At 65.5% G+C, this 13,915-nt stretch carries 15 protein-coding genes and 1 tRNA gene; 12 read left to right on the plus strand and 4 right to left on the minus strand.

Annotated features, from left to right (window positions below):
- Positions 1-160 precede the first annotated feature (160 nt).
- From SX243_01255 to SX243_01290, 8 genes are all read left to right on the plus strand, one after another.
- Positions 161-364, plus strand: a complete 204-nt coding sequence (locus SX243_01255; protein MDY7091578.1) for a hypothetical protein — start codon at positions 161-163, stop codon at positions 362-364.
- A complete protein-coding gene (locus SX243_01260; GenBank protein MDY7091579.1) occupies positions 357-962 on the plus strand; it encodes a hypothetical protein in 606 nt (201 codons plus the stop codon). Before SX243_01255 ends, SX243_01260 begins: the two co-directional genes overlap by 8 nt.
- Before the next feature lie 640 nt (positions 963-1,602).
- Positions 1,603-1,678: transfer RNA gene (locus SX243_01265), tRNA-OTHER, on the plus strand.
- Positions 1,679-1,854: 176 nt separating this feature from the next.
- Positions 1,855-2,262, plus strand: coding sequence for a hypothetical protein (locus SX243_01270; protein ID MDY7091580.1), 408 nt, complete (start codon positions 1,855-1,857; stop codon positions 2,260-2,262).
- Positions 2,259-2,903 carry a hypothetical protein gene (locus SX243_01275; GenBank protein MDY7091581.1) on the plus strand — a complete coding sequence of 215 codons (645 nt, stop codon included), beginning with the start codon at positions 2,259-2,261 and terminating at the stop codon, positions 2,901-2,903. The genes SX243_01270 and SX243_01275 overlap by 4 nt, the downstream gene beginning before the upstream one ends.
- Positions 2,900-3,655 carry a terminase family protein gene (locus tag SX243_01280; protein MDY7091582.1) on the plus strand — a complete coding sequence of 252 codons (756 nt, stop codon included), beginning with the start codon at positions 2,900-2,902 and terminating at the stop codon, positions 3,653-3,655. Before SX243_01275 ends, SX243_01280 begins: the two co-directional genes overlap by 4 nt.
- A gap of 28 nt (positions 3,656-3,683) precedes the next feature.
- Positions 3,684-4,283: a hypothetical protein gene (locus tag SX243_01285; protein MDY7091583.1), complete on the plus strand. Its 600-nt coding sequence runs from the start codon at positions 3,684-3,686 to the stop codon at positions 4,281-4,283.
- Between the two features lie 138 nt (positions 4,284-4,421).
- Positions 4,422-5,039, plus strand: coding sequence for a hypothetical protein (locus SX243_01290; GenBank protein MDY7091584.1), 618 nt, complete (start codon positions 4,422-4,424; stop codon positions 5,037-5,039).
- A gap of 713 nt (positions 5,040-5,752) precedes the next feature.
- Here SX243_01290 and SX243_01295 read toward each other — a convergent pair.
- The 4 genes from SX243_01295 to SX243_01310 all read right to left on the minus strand — a co-directional run bounded on the left by SX243_01295 (position 5,753) and on the right by SX243_01310 (position 8,276).
- Entirely contained in the window at positions 5,753-6,679 is a 927-nt protein-coding gene (locus tag SX243_01295) for a tyrosine-type recombinase/integrase (protein MDY7091585.1), read from the minus strand.
- Complete coding sequence (locus SX243_01300) at positions 6,676-6,924, minus strand: hypothetical protein (GenBank protein MDY7091586.1); 249 nt, start codon at positions 6,922-6,924, stop codon at positions 6,676-6,678. The genes SX243_01295 and SX243_01300 overlap by 4 nt, the downstream gene beginning before the upstream one ends.
- Before the next feature lie 349 nt (positions 6,925-7,273).
- Positions 7,274-7,753 (minus strand): hypothetical protein, encoded by a 480-nt coding sequence (locus SX243_01305; GenBank protein ID MDY7091587.1) that lies wholly within the window; start codon positions 7,751-7,753, stop codon positions 7,274-7,276.
- Positions 7,754-7,856: 103 nt separating this feature from the next.
- A complete protein-coding gene (locus SX243_01310) occupies positions 7,857-8,276 on the minus strand; it encodes a hypothetical protein (GenBank protein MDY7091588.1) in 420 nt (139 codons plus the stop codon).
- Positions 8,277-9,313: 1,037 nt separating this feature from the next.
- On the opposite strand from SX243_01310, the gene SX243_01315 reads away from it, so the two are divergent.
- From SX243_01315 to SX243_01330, 4 genes are read left to right on the plus strand one after another with little or no spacing between them, the layout of a single operon-like run.
- Positions 9,314-9,832 carry a DUF3347 domain-containing protein gene (locus tag SX243_01315; GenBank protein MDY7091589.1) on the plus strand — a complete coding sequence of 173 codons (519 nt, stop codon included), beginning with the start codon at positions 9,314-9,316 and terminating at the stop codon, positions 9,830-9,832.
- Positions 9,833-9,857: 25 nt separating this feature from the next.
- Positions 9,858-10,964 carry a DUF2231 domain-containing protein gene (locus SX243_01320; protein MDY7091590.1) on the plus strand — a complete coding sequence of 369 codons (1,107 nt, stop codon included), beginning with the start codon at positions 9,858-9,860 and terminating at the stop codon, positions 10,962-10,964.
- Positions 10,965-11,002: 38 nt separating this feature from the next.
- Entirely contained in the window at positions 11,003-11,473 is a 471-nt protein-coding gene (locus SX243_01325; protein MDY7091591.1) for a nuclear transport factor 2 family protein, read from the plus strand.
- A 2-nt stretch (positions 11,474-11,475) separates the two neighbouring features.
- Positions 11,476-13,881 (plus strand): multicopper oxidase domain-containing protein, encoded by a 2,406-nt coding sequence (locus SX243_01330; protein ID MDY7091592.1) that lies wholly within the window; start codon positions 11,476-11,478, stop codon positions 13,879-13,881.
- Positions 13,882-13,915 lie beyond the last annotated feature (34 nt).

The raw sequence follows: 13,915 nt of genomic DNA on the forward strand, positions 1-13,915 counted from the left end.
TCGGGTGAGGTACCTAGAAATCGCCCGTGGGGCTTTGGAGTCTCCGGAAAAGCCCTCAGAGACCCCGGCCTCAGCTGGTCGGGCCGGGTCTGCCCGTCACCCCAAGGCGGAGGACATCGCCCTCATGGGGCTAGAGGAGTTTGCCCAGGCTGGCTTGGTCGTGAGGGTGAGGTCCAGCATTCTCGGTCAGGATGTGCTCTTCGTTTCCGACAACGTGCCGGAGGCGGCCATCGCCCATCGCGGCCTGACCGTCTACAGAGCACGAGAGCTTCGCAAGCTGGCGATCTTGGGTCCCTCTCCCCGGTCTCTCAAAACCATCCACGACGCGAAGACGATCTTCGATGGAGTGATCACCGATGTCTGACGAAATGGCGACCGATTTCGCCGCCGACCCCCAGAAACTCGAGCTCCGCTACATCCCCCTCGCCCAGGCGCAGCGCTGGGACGAGAACCCCAAGCTCCACGACCTGGACCGGCTGATCCGCTCCATTGAGACCCACGGATTTGGCGATCCTCCGAAGTTCGACTCCACCCTCGGAGCGCTGGTCTACGGCAACGGGCGCACCGAGGCGCTGGAGCGGATGCGGCAGGCGGGCAAGCAGCCGCCGCGGGGCATCCTCCTGACCGAGGACGGAGAGTGGGCGGTGCCGGTGATCTTCGGGGTCGATGCGGAAAGCGAAGCCCATGCCCGGGCCTTCGCCATCGACCACAACAACCTGACGCTCCTCGGCGGCGACCTCGGCTTCGCCGACCTGCTCCAGATCTGGGATGAGGAGGGGCTGCAAGCGGTGCTGCGGGACACGCCGGACGCCGGCGAACTGCTGGCCAGTCTCGACACCGATCACCTCGACGCCCTGCTCAACGGTCCGGACTTCGAGCCGGTGGCCGCTGACGAGCAGTCCCGCCTCGACGAGAAGAAACAGGTCACCTGCCCGGAGTGCGGGCACGAGTTCCGGCCCTGAGGGACCGGTCCTGAGAGATATGCGATGACGCTCCGACTCGACTTCTGCTCCCACGAGGCCGCCAAGCACGCGGTGCTGCGTTGGCACTACAGCCGGGTGATGCCGGCGGCGAAGCTCGTGCGCGTGGGGGTATGGGAGGAGGGCCGGTTCGTCGGAGCGATCCTCTACGGCAGCGGCGCCAATCGCCACCTGTCCCGGCCGTTCGGCTTGAAGCCCACCCAGGCTTGCGAGCTGGTGCGGGTGGCGCTGGCCCCGGCCAGAAAACACCCGACGTCCCGCTGCCTGGCCTTCAGTCTCAAGATGCTGCGCCGGCAGTCGCCCGGCGTCCAGCTGGTGGTGTCCTACGCTGATTCGAAGGAAGGCCACCTCGGCATCATCTACCAGGCCACTAACTGGCTCTACCTCGGCGCCTCGACCCAGCCCTATCTCAAGGTCCGAGGCAAGATCGAGCATCCGCGTTCCCTCTACGACCGCTATGGCCGTGGCGGGCAGCAGATCGGCTGGCTGCGCGAGCACGTCGACCCCAACGCCGAACGGGTTGAGATGCCGGCCAAGCACAAATACGTCTACGTCTTTTCGAAGCGCCTCCGGCGGAAGCTCGAAGGCGAGGCTCAGCCCTACCCCAAACCCGACTCGACTTGCGGCCGAAGTGACACCGGCGACACGTCCGGGCTCCCCCCGGAAGAGGGCGGTTCAACTCCGACCCGGCCGCTCCATCCCTCCCATGGCTAGAGTTTGCACTATCTGCCGCCACCCGGACCGGGAGGCCATCGAGAAGGCCCTGGTGGCAAGCGAAGCGGGATATCGAACCATTGCGAAGCGCTTCGCTATCTCGGAGTCGGCGCTGTTCCGGCATCGACAGAACCACTTGCCGGAGGTTCTCGCGCGGGGCTTGGCCGCGGCTCCCAAGCCGGTGCATCGGCCGCAGCCAGTGGATCCCGCGCCGAAGGAGCACGATCTGGAGATCGCCGGCCACCACCAGGCGGTGGAGGCTCGGCAGGAGCTTCACGCCCTCGACGTGATGCAGCAACTCAAGGCGATCAACGCCGCCTGCTTGGAGGTGCTCCGGCAAGCGCGGACCGACGGCAAACATGCCATCCTGCTGCGGGCGGTGGATCGTATCGCCCGCCAGATCGAGCTCCAGGCCAGGCTCCTCGGCCAGATCGACGAGCGGACGACGGTCAACGTGGCGGTCCTCCCCGAGTGGCACGGCCTCCGGCAAGTGGTGCTGGATGCGTTGCGGCCGTACCCCGAGGCGCGTCAGGCGGTGGCCGAGGCTTTGAGAGAGATGCGGCCATGAGCGCGTACCTCGCCGCAAGCCCACTGACCGTGGGCGTCGACATCGGCCAGAAGAACGACCCCACGGCTATCGCGGTGGTCGAGGCAGAACAGGGAAGCAGCAGGGACTATGTGCTCCGCTTCATTCAGCGCCTACCGCTGGGGACGCCCTATCCGGAGGTTGCCCGGTCTCTGGCTCGGATCTGCCGGCGAGCAGCCGAGAAGAGCGGGCAGCGGCCCGAGGTCTTTGTCGATGCCACCGGCGTCGGTGCGCCGGTGGTCGATCAGCTGCGGGCGCTGACACTCGATGCCCGGCGTCTCTGGGCGGTGACCTTCACCCATGGCACTCGCTGTCGCCGAATCCCTGCCGAACAGCGGGTGACGATGGGGAAGGCCTACATGGTCTCGCGGCTCCAAGCACTGCTCGGCGCCGGGCGCATTCACCTGCCAGGCACCTCAGAGGCCCGCGCTCTTGCTGCCGAGCTCCTCGGCTACGAGATCCGCGTCGACGAGAAAGGCACCGACCGTTACGGCGCCTTCCGCAGCGGTACCCACGACGACCTGGTCACCGCCCTAGGGCTGGCCGTGCTGGGGGAGGGCAGGGCAGCCAAGCCGGTGGTCAGGGCCTCCACGGGCGCTGGAAGGGCCGAGGGGGTGGAATGAAAGGCTCGGCACTGGCCCAGGACCTGCTGCTCGGCCTCGATCCGGTGGAGATGGCGCGGGCGGGGGGCCTCGACCCTGATCCATGGCAGATCCGCTTCCTGCGGTCACTGGCCCCGCGGGTGTTGCTCAATTGCTCTCGGCAGGCCGGCAAAAGCACCATGGCCGCCACCCTCGCCGTCCACACGGCTCTGTACGAGCCAAGCTCGCTGGTGCTCCTGCTCTCTCCCTCGCTGCGCCAGTCCCAAGAGCTGTTCAAAAAAGCCCTCGCCGCCTATCGCCAGATGGACGGTCCGGTCCCCTCCCGCACTGAGTCGGCCCTTCGCTTGGAGCTGGAAAACGGTTCCCGCATCGTCTCTTTGCCCGGTAAGCAAGACACCGTCCGCGGATTCTCCGGTGTTCGGCTCCTGGTGGTGGACGAGGCTTCGCGGGTTCCCGGCGATCTCTACTTCGCCATCCGGCCGATGCTCGCGGTCTCCGGCGGTCGCTTGCTGGCCCTCTCGACCCCCTTTGGTACTCGCGGCTGGTGGTACGAGGCCTGGAGGTCCGACGAGCCCTGGGAGCGCTATGAGGTTCCGGCCACGCAGTGCCCGCGCATCACCCGGGCTTTTCTGGAGGAGGAGAAGCGGGCGATGGGGGAGTGGTGGTTCGCCCAGGAGTACGAGTGCCAGTTCCTGGACGCGGAGACCCAGCCGTTCGGCCGGGAGGACATCGAGCGGGCCTTCGAGGAGGAGGTCGAGGCATGGGACCTGTAGCCGAGCCAAGAGACGAGGGAGGTCCGAGATGGGCAACCTGATCCTGATCGGGGTCGATATCGGCCAGAAGCGGGAACCTACCGCCATCTGCGTGGCCGAGCTCGTGGAGCGGAAAGAGGGGGAGCACCGCGTCATCAATCACTTCATCGTCCGGCACCTGGAGAGCCTGCCCTTGGGCACGCCGTATCCCGGAGTCGCTGTCAGGCTTTCGGAGCTCACGAGCGGGATCCGCCGGCACACCCGACGTAGCTTGTATCTCTATGTCGACGCCACCGGCCTCGGGCAGCCGATCATCGACCTTCTGCGGCAAGAGACAACCGGCATCCTCTCCATCACGCCGGTCTACTTCACTCACGGAGACCAGCGGACCCGCGAAGGTGGCCAGATCCGGCTCGGTAAGGCCTATCTGGTGAGCCGGCTGCAAACGCTCCTCCAGACCGGCCGCCTTCATCTGCCTCGAACCGCGGAATCCGAACGTCTGGCCCAAGAGCTCCTGGACTATGAGATCCAGGTCTCCGAAGACGCCAACGACCGCTACGGCGCCTTCCGGGTCGGCTCCCGCGACGACCTGGTCACCGCCCTAGGCTTGGCCGTCCACAAAGAGCCTCGCCGCTTCGGGGTGTTCTGAGGGCTTTATGGCCATCGCGATGGGCATCGATATCGGCCAGCGGCGGGAGCCCAGTGCTCTCTGCGTTGCCGAGGCACTCGGCAACGCAGTCCAGCAGGAAATGCCCGGGCCGGGAATCTACTGAGGACGGGAGGCAGGGTGACGATAGTGATCGGCGTCGAGTTCGGCCAGCGCAGAAGCCCCTCGGCGATCTGCGTGGTGACCAATCCGCTCCGAACCATCGACGGCAGGAAGGAGCACCACTTCGAGGTCCGGAGCCTGGAGCGTCTTCAAGTGGGCACGACCTTTCCCAACCTCGCGGCCCGCCTCGCCACCATCGAAGCTGGTGTCCGAAAGCATGCTCCGGATGCTCGTACTGCCATCTACGTGAACGCGACCGGCGTAGGAGATCCGCTGGTCCAGCACCTCAACTCAAACACCCGAGCCCGGGTCCGCCCGGTCTACTTCACCTACGGCGACCGGAGATCCGAGACCTGGCCCCAGGTCGACCTCGGAAAGGCTTTCCTGGTCGCTCGGCTGCAAATGCTCTTGCAGACCGGCAGGATTCACCTGCCCAGAACACCCCAGGCAGAGCTCCTGGCAGAAGAGCTGCTCGCGTACGAGGTCCGCGTCGAAAGTGACGCCAACGAGCGTTACGGCGCGTTCTCGGTGGGTACCCAGGATGATTTGGTGACCGCGCTGGGGCTGGCGGTACAGACGGACGTGCCGAGCCCGGGGAGGGTTTCGTGGGCGAGGCCTCGGATTCCGGGGCTTTGAGGTTGCTGGGGCGGGGAGGGGAGGCTGCTGCGTAGAATGTGCCTTCCAGCTAGGAGCCGCCCACCCTACCTCTCGCAGTGCCTTGGTTGGCCTTTCGCTCTGCGAGAATCGTGTTTGTCGGCGCCGTTCGTTGATGTGGATGCTTGTCGCAATGCTCCCCCAATCCCCACGACGCTTCCAGGCAGTCGGCGCAGGTGCGGTAGACGCGGACGTCGCCGCCGGGGGTCTGGGACAGCTCCTCCCGGAGGCGGCGGCGAGGGGGCGCAGGCCGCCCTCGTCCTCGTGCAGCAACATCCAGCGCAGCGCCGGGTCCGCCGGTGCGAGGACCCGCGCCTCGTCTCTACATACCTTAGTTGCCGCTGGGCGCCGTTTGTTGACGCCGGTTCGGATCTGATCTCGTCCGGCCCCTCGCTCCCGTCGCGGATCTCGGCGCGAAGGGGGCGGCTCCTTGCTGGAAGCCCGATTCTACGAACCAGCTTCGCCCCGCCTGCCCGTTGCCCGCCTCTGCCGCAGCGCTTGAACGCCCCACCACAGGCCCTCCACGGGCCGTGGACGGGCCGATCCAGCCTCAGCGACAGTGGGCCACGGGGAGCGGCCCTCCATCATGGACAGACCCGCCCACGAGCGTGGCTTCGGCGCCGTCGCGCTGGCCGCACCACGCACGACGACGGCCTCGCGGCCGCCTGGGTGGGATCTTTGCGAGTGTCGGCGGATCAGCCGGCGTGGTCGGGGATGGTCAGGGCGTTGACGGCTCGGCGCTTGGCGCCTTCGCCTCGGCGGTCGTAGCGGGCGGTGGTGCTGGCGTCGGCGTGGCCGGCTAGCTTTTGGACGGTGAAGACATCCTCGCCTGCGTCGAGCAGGGTGGTGACGAAGGAGCGGCGGAGATCGTGCGGCGAGAAGGGGTCGATGCCGGCCTGCTGTTGGCGGCGGCGAAGGATGTAGGCGATCGACTCGCCGCGCAGGCGGGTGCGGCCGAGCTGGCCAGTCTGGTCGATCGAGACGAAGAGCGGACCCGCGGCGGTGTCGCGCAGGCGGAGCCAGGCTTGAACGTGAGCGCAGGCTTGGGCGCTCAGGTAAACGGTGCGTTGCTTCCGGCCTTTGCCGTGGACACGGATCGAGCAGTCGGCGGGGTCGAAGTCGGGGATGTCGAGCCGGACGAGCTCGCCGCGTCGGAGGCCGCCGCCATAGAAAACGGCGAGGATGGCGGCGTCACGGGTGCCCTTGGGCGTCGGGTCGGCTGTGCAGGTCCCGAACAGGCGGGCGATCTCGTCACCGGGGAGCGCGCGGCCGCTGAGCAGGTTCGAGCTGCGCACGTTCTCGACATCGGCTGCCCGGCGGTAGGCCTCGGCGTCCATCAGGCCGAGACGCCACGCCTGCTTGAGCACTCCGCGCAGCGCCGAGAGCATCTTGTTGACCGTCGCGGGCCGGTAGCGCTCGGCGAGGGCGGTGCGGACGGTCATGGTGTCGCGGTAGGTCAGCTCGTGCCAGGGGCAGGAGTCGGCGTCGTGCCCCTGCCCTTCCTTACCGTCCAGGATGCCGGCGATGACATCGAGGGGCTGACGCATGCCCTGGCTGCCGGCGGAGAGGTTCGCGAGGTAGAGGTTGGCGGGGCTCGCTGCGGTGGCCATGGCGGTCCTCACGCCTCCTCGTCGACCGACTCGAGGAAGGCCTCGAGCAGCTCATCGAGCTCGTCGTTGAGCCCCTGGAGCCGCTCGTAGGCCTTCTCGATGGCCACCGGGTTGACGCCGTGCTCGTTGCCTTCCTGCCAGCAGTTTCCACAATGCGGGTCCTCGACCAGCTGGGTCACCTGTGAGGCGATCGCGTCGCCCAGCTTGGCCCAGCGGTTGGCAAAAGTGATCAGGTCGGCGGTGTCGATGTCGTTCATGGTCAGCCCCTTGTTTCTCGCGCCTTCGGCGGCTCATCCGCCGTGCATGGATACCAGTACGGAGTTCCGCGCCGCCTCGTCAACCAGCCGACGCCGGGAATCTCGCGGAATTTCTCGCTTCTGCGGCCGCTGCTCATAGATGTGGCGGACTTGACCACCGGCGCAGGCTGGGATCACGGCGCCACAGGGGCTGGAACGGCCCTGGAAGGCCCGCTTCGGGTTGTTGGGGTGGTACGGCTGCGGGTCCGAGGGGCCGGCGGTGGAAGGACCGTTTCACGACGCTGTGGAAGAGCGGCGACCCCCGGAGGCCCGGATCACAGACGCTCCGGGAGTCGCTCGTGCCGTGGCTTCAGCCCTCCGGCTCCACCGGGAGGTGCCCCTGCTCGCCCAGGTTCCTCAGCCAGAGACCCAGGAAGTCGTTGAGCTCGCGGCGGCGGCTGGGATGGTAGGAGCCGGGGCGCGGGTACACACGCTGATAAATTGGCGGCAAAGCCTGCTGGAAGCTGAGCCCCTCGGCGCGCCCGCGGTTCGGGTCGGTGGAGGGGCAGAGCTCCTGAAAGATGGTCATGCCGGGATGGAAGAGTCGAACGGTCATCTCCGGGTCCTGGCATAGGTCACCGTTGAGCAGGAAGTAGTGAGCCAGCGAGAGCACCATGCCACCGGTCTCCTCGCAGGTTGGCAGAACCTCCACAACCAGATCCATGAAGCCGGGAGCGCGGAGCCGGTAGACGCGATCACGGCGCAGCCCCGGCAGCGGCTGGCCGAGGAGCTTTTCGAGCCGGGCGTAGTGGCGTTCGTAGGCGTTGGGCGGACGGGTGGCGGGATGCATGGCGAGACCTCCTGTATCGATTGCGGGTTGAGCGGGGAACCCAGAAACAACGAAGGCGACCCCGAGAGGCCGCCTTCGCTTCGGTGCGTGGAGCGTGAGTCGCTCACCGCTTCTTGGTCTTCGCCTTCGCGCCGCGGGCCGGCGGATCCCCGGCGCCGTTCGCCGCGGGCGGCTCGAGCACAATGCCGACGACCCCGTCGCCGAAGTCCTGCGCCTCGTAGCGCCGCGCCTTGTCCGCCGTCAGCCTGTGGTGCGCGAACACCCGCTTGCCGTCGACGAGCCGCGACAGGCTCCCTTTCTGCTGCCGCAGGCCGTACGCTCCGCGCGCGCCCTCATCGGCCGCTCGCAGCCCGATCGCCCCGGTCTCGGGGTTGAAGCCCACCTGGACCCGCTCGACCCCATCCCCCAGCATCGCCACCGCCGCCGCGGTCAGGACCAAGATCCCGCCCTTGCGAACCGTGACCCGCGCCACCTCGGCGCTCTCGCTGCTGGTGCCTTCGTAGAAAGTGAATCCGTTGCTCATAGCTTTAACCTCCTGGTCGTCGGCGGGGGCGGAAGTGCCCGCTGCGCCGTGGAGGTGGACTTCTATGAGGGGGAGGCGGCGGTGGTCAACCAGGCTGTAGCGGCTGCACGCACCTTCTTGGGCCTCTTATCGGTCCAGGAGACGGGCAGCTTGCCGTAGGTCGGCTGGCTTGGCACCGCGAACACCGAGATAGAGATGGACCTATTGGCAAGTCGGCAGCAAACAGAGTAAGGTGGGAGCGATGAATTCTCGAATCCTCTCTGGAGCGATAGCGTTCTTAGTCTTTTTCATGCCGCTTAGTGCGTCATTCTGTGGGAGTTGCGTTCTTGGTCACTGTCCACTGCCCGAGGTGTCCAAAGGAGCGGATATTGGGGCTTCGCAGGCTCAAAGTCACTGCCAAGAGCCTGAGCCACCGGTATCGACACCAACTTCATGCCATGGGACAGTGCCTGCCTTAGCCGAGGATTGCTGCTCGATCACGAACGGTAGCGAGCCTAAGACCGTTGCAACTCCCGTCGCTCCTGTCCTTTTCGAGATTGCTCTCGATCTGACTCCACTTTCTGAGATTCGAGCCAAGAAAGAGAGCCTCGGAAAGTTCCAACGAGAGCACCCCCCTCGCCAGCCTCCCCAGCCCCTCTACACGCTCCACAGCACCTTGCTGCTTTGATCCTTCTTCAGGCGTAGTGCGTTTCACGCTCCCACTGGGAGCGGCTATGTCTCCTGCTCGAAAGAAAGAGCATGGTTGGGAGCGAAGCCTTCTATAGGTAGCCTCCTACCAGCTCGCGGAGTTGCTGACGCCTGTACATGGCGCGCATCACTGCCACCGGCGGTCGGCGGGATGGTTTCATCCTTCGTTGCGCTGCTGCGCTTCTTCCCATTGATCTGGTCCGTTCGACGGACATCTTCTTCGAACGAAGGCCCCCCTGCTCGCTGACTCGGAGCTTGAGCAAAATACGGCCAACTTGGCAACAACCGATGCCTCACGACCGCGCCCTCAACACTCGGTCGCGAGTCAACTTCATGAAAGGAATGACATCATGGATTCCCTCCTTCACAGCAAAGCTGCCGCCTTGTTTCTACTGATGTCGATGCTCGTCGCATCAGCAACCTTCGCCGCCGATGGCGAATCGACTGCCTTCGACCAGGTGGCCGAACACTACGAGTCCGTTCGCCTGGCGCTCACCAACGACAGTACGGACGGCATTTCGGAGCACGGGAAGAAAATCGCGGCCATCCTCGAAGAGCTTTCGAGCGAGTGGTCTTCTGCAGCGGCGGGCGTCCGAGCCGACATGGCCGAGGATGTCCGCGATCTGCTTCCTGAGCTGAGCGAGGCGGCGACCGCGCTCTCTGCCGCCACGACCCTCGACGCCGCTCGGGATGCCTTCTACGACCTGTCGAAGCCGCTCGTCCGCTGGCGCAAGGCGGCAGTAGGCGACAAGCTCGTCGTTGCCTACTGCCCGATGGCCAAGCGTTCTTGGCTCCAGCCCGAGGGTGAGCTCGGCAATCCCTACTACGGCCAATCGATGCTGCGCTGCGGCGAGGTCGTCGACGCCTGATCGCCGACGCTGAAAGGAGCCCACAATGCTCGACTACCTTATCGACGCCACCGCGTTGCCCAACCTGCATCCCGCGGTGGTGCATTTCCCGATCGCCTGCCTGCCGCTGGCTCTGGCCTTCGACGGCGTGGGCTTGTTCCTTCGCCGGCAACGTTGGCTGGCTCAAGCGGCCACCGCGCTCTACGTCGTCGGAGCGCTCAGCGCCTGGCTAGCCCTCTGGGCCGGTGAACGGGCCGCCGACGGCCTGGTCGGTGTCCCGGCCGCGGTCCAGCCGCGAATCGGCGAGCATAGCGACTGGGCCCACTACGCCTGGTACGCGCTGATCGCGGTCGCCGCGGTTCGCCTGGTCATCGAGTTGCGGTCCGGGCTGAAAGACCATCGCGGCGCAAGACTCGGGGCGCTGCTCCTGGGGCTTGTGGCTCTCGGAGTGCTTGGCAAGGCCGCAGATCTCGGCGGCGCGTTGGTCTACGAGCACGGGCTGGCGGTGAAGCAGGCCGAGCCGGTCGCCTCCGAGATATCGGACGCGGAGGTCGACGACGGAACGCCGTCACCGACCGGCGATTCAGCACGGGATCGGCTCGTCATCGCCGATGACGGCTCGCTCGCCTGGCGCCCCGCGCCGGAAGACAGCGAGGCTCTAGGGGCCGTGTTGGCCGCGGCGCCAGGCTCGGACCTCGGTTCAGTGCGCGCTCAAGAGTCAAATGGCGATGGCTTGCTGTTCACGGTCGACCGCCCGGCGACTTTGCTGCTTCCAGGCACCTTCGGTGACGTCCAGGTCGAGGCCGAGATCGAGCTGCTCGATTTCGAGGGCTCGATCGGCCTGGTGCATCACTATCGAGACGCAGCCGAACGGGGAGCCTTTGCAATCTCGACGGAAGGAGAGGCGATTCTCGACGATCTCCGTCAAGGAGATCGGACCGTGCTCGATCAGCAGGCATTCGAGGCCCCGACTGGCCCCGTCGTGCTGGCTGTCTCAGCCTCGGGCAAGCATCTCAAAGGGCTTGTCGACGGCAAGACCGTGACGCACGGCCACATCGCTCCCGCCCCGGAAGGCTCTTGCGGACTTCTGCTCGCAGGAACCGGCACCCTGCGCCTTCTCCGCATGAGCGTGGAGCCTCTGGAACCGCACTGATTCAGGCAACACATCCGTAACTGCCAGGAGACTCATCCATGCGCAAGATCTGCATATTTTTCATACTCCTCACCAGCACCGCGATCGCCACTGCCCAGGGCCAGACAGCAGAGCAGGACCAGACAACGCCGCCAGCACCGGTCGACGTGGCACGGAGCTATTTTGAGGCCATGGACCGCAAGGATCTCGCGGCTGCCGAGGCCCTTTTCGCCAAGTCGTCGTCGATTTTCGAAACCGGCGGCAACGAAGGTGATTGGCCGCACTACCGCGACCACCACATCGGCGCCGAGCTCGACGCCTTCGTCCGATTCGAGACGAGCTTGGGAGATCCGGAGACCGAAGCCAGTTCCGACGGCACGATGGCCTTCGTCGCCTGGCCCATCGAGTACCGCATCGAATTGAATGACGGGCGCAAGATCGACAGCCGCGGCACCGTCACCTTTGTGCTGGTTCGGGAGCGAGGCACACTTCGAATCCGACACCTGCACTGGTCGTCGAGGAGGAAGTGATCGTGACGCTGATCCCCAGGTCCACCCTCTTCTTCCACTCGGCGAGCTTGACAATCGCTTTTCTACTCACATCCAGCTTGCCCGCTCTTGGCTCCGAAATCCGAGAGTATGAGCTGGCGATCGCCCAGCAAGAGGTCAACGTGACCGGTCGCACCGCGCTGGCGATGACCATCAACGGTGGGATTCCCGGTCCGACGCTCCGCTTCACCGAGGGCGAGACCGCGCGGATCCTCGTGCACAACCGGATGGACGTGGAAACGTCGATTCACTGGCACGGCCTCTTGGTTCCTCCGGGCATGGACGGCGTGCCGAATCTCTCTTTCCCTCCGATCGCGCCCGGGACAACCTTCACCTACGAATTTCCCATTCGCCAGAGCGGCACGTACTGGTACCACTCGCATACCAGCCTGCAAGAGCAGCGCGGCGTCTACGGTTCGATCGTGATCACGCCGCGGGAAGGCGAGGTCGATCCCTCCGATCGCGACCACGTTATCCTGCTCTCGGACTGGACCGACACCGACCCGCACAAGGTGCTCCGAACCCTGCGCCGCGGCAGTGAATGGTACGCCGTCGAGCGTGGCACGGGTCAGAGCATTCTCGGCGCTGCACGAGCTGACAAACTAGGCGACTACTTCTCTCGCGAGCTGCAGCGCATGCCGGCGATGGACATCGCTGACGTTGCCTACGCTCGCTTCTTGGCCAACGGCGAAACCGAGTCGGGCCTCACGGCCAAGGCCGGCGATACCGTCAGGCTGCGGCTAATCGACGGCTCAGCCACGACGTTCTTCCACGTTGAGTTCGCCGGTGGCCCGATGACCGTGATCAGCGCCGACGGCATCGATGTCGAACCGTTCGAGATCGATCGCTTGCTGATCGGCGTCGCCGAGACCTACGACGTCCTGGTGAAAATTCCCGCGACAGGCGCCTACGAGTTACGCGCCACCGCTCATGATGCCTCCGGTTACGCCAGCGTGTGGCTTGGCGAGGGTGAGAAGCAAAGCGCGCCGTCCGTGCCTTATCCCAATCTCTATCAGAACATGGGCGGCTTGAACGCCAAACGCGTTTTCGCCCTGACCCCGGCGGGAACCATGGGCATGCCAGGACCGGAAGTGGAAGCCGGCAAGTTCGATACGCCGGGCATGAATATGGCAGACGGCAGTATGGATCACAGCGCCATGGGCCACGGCAGTATGGACCAGAGCGGCAGCATGGATCACAGCGCCACGGGCCACGGCAGCATGGACCGAGGCGGCGGAATGGACCAGACCAACATGGACCACGGCATGGACCAGGGCGGCGACATCGACCACGGTGGCATCGACCACGGCGAGATGACTCACGGCAGCTCGGACAGAGGTGGCAAGGGCTATGGCAGCTCTTTCGGCTGGCTAACGACCGATCTCTCGGCGCGTGGAGCCATGGTTCCCGACGGCATGAGCCAGGAGCGGCCATGGCCGCCCTACGATCGCTTGCGCGCGAGGGCGAAGACCGCGTTCGATCCCAACAAGCCGGTCCGCGAGATCCGTCTGACGCTGGATGGCGACATGGAGCGCTATGTCTGGTTTCTCAACGGCAAGGCCCTCTCCGAGGACGACGACATCGAAATCAAGGAGGGCGAGATCGCTCGATTCATCATGATCAACCGCACCATGATGCATCACCCCATGCACCTTCACGGTCATTTCTTCCGGGTGGTGAACGGCCAAGGAGACTACGCACCGCTCAAACACACCGTCGACGTCGAGCCCATGTCGACGACCGTCATTGAATTCGATGCCAACGAGGTCGGCGACTGGTTCTTCCACTGCCACTTGCTCTACCACATGAAAAGCGGCATGGCGCGAGTCGTTTCTTATCAGGCCTTTGTGCCTCCGCCGGAGGTCCAAGCCGTAAGACCCGAGCTCTACGAAGAACACTGGTATCAGTGGGGTGAAGCCGAGCTGATGAGCCATATGAGCCTCGGATCGCTCGTCGCCGCCGATACTCGCAACATCTTGACCGCCGAGTGGGAGATCGGCTGGCAGGACGTCGACGGCACCGAGGGAGAGCTCACCCTGACCTGGGACCGCTACATGAATCGATTCCTGAGGGTCTTCATCGGCCTCGATGTCGAGGGCGACGAGGACGATATCGACGACCCCCGCGGTGTCGCCGGCCTGCGCTACCTGCTGCCGTTCAACCTGGAGTCGAGCCTGTGGATCGACAGTGACGGAGAAGCCCGCTTGGGCCTCGAACGAACCTTCCACCTGACACCTCGCCTGGCGCTCATGCTCGAAGCCGAGTACGACACGCTCGAAGACTGGGAGGGGTTCGCACGCGCGTCCTACATGCTCAACCAGCGCATTGACGTGCTGGCCCAATGGCACTCGGACTACGGCTTCGGCACCGGCCTAGCCGTGCGCTTCTGATAACCGCCCTGCCACCGCGAAAGCCATACGACGG

The sequence above is a fragment of the Acidobacteriota bacterium genome (assembly GCA_034211275.1).
In the GTDB taxonomy this organism is placed as follows: Bacteria; Acidobacteriota; Thermoanaerobaculia; order Multivoradales; family JAHZIX01; genus JAGQSE01.

Bases quoted from the DNA above. Each gene is read 5' to 3' on its own strand.
- SX243_01260 (MDY7091579.1), top strand. From the start codon at position 357: ATGTCTGACGAAATGGCGACCGATTTCGCCGCCGACCCCCAGAAACTC.
- SX243_01305 (MDY7091587.1), bottom strand. From the start codon at position 7,753: ATGCATCCCGCCACCCGTCCGCCCAACGCCTACGAACGCCACTACGCC.
- SX243_01300 (MDY7091586.1), bottom strand. From the start codon at position 6,924: ATGAACGACATCGACACCGCCGACCTGATCACTTTTGCCAACCGCTGG.
- SX243_01315 (MDY7091589.1), top strand. From the start codon at position 9,314: ATGGATTCCCTCCTTCACAGCAAAGCTGCCGCCTTGTTTCTACTGATG.
- SX243_01285 (MDY7091583.1), top strand. From the start codon at position 3,684: ATGGGCAACCTGATCCTGATCGGGGTCGATATCGGCCAGAAGCGGGAA.
- SX243_01310 (MDY7091588.1), bottom strand. From the start codon at position 8,276: ATGAGCAACGGATTCACTTTCTACGAAGGCACCAGCAGCGAGAGCGCC.
- SX243_01275 (MDY7091581.1), top strand. From the start codon at position 2,259: ATGAGCGCGTACCTCGCCGCAAGCCCACTGACCGTGGGCGTCGACATC.
- SX243_01325 (MDY7091591.1), top strand. From the start codon at position 11,003: ATGCGCAAGATCTGCATATTTTTCATACTCCTCACCAGCACCGCGATC.
- SX243_01320 (MDY7091590.1), top strand. From the start codon at position 9,858: ATGCTCGACTACCTTATCGACGCCACCGCGTTGCCCAACCTGCATCCC.
- SX243_01280 (MDY7091582.1), top strand. From the start codon at position 2,900: ATGAAAGGCTCGGCACTGGCCCAGGACCTGCTGCTCGGCCTCGATCCG.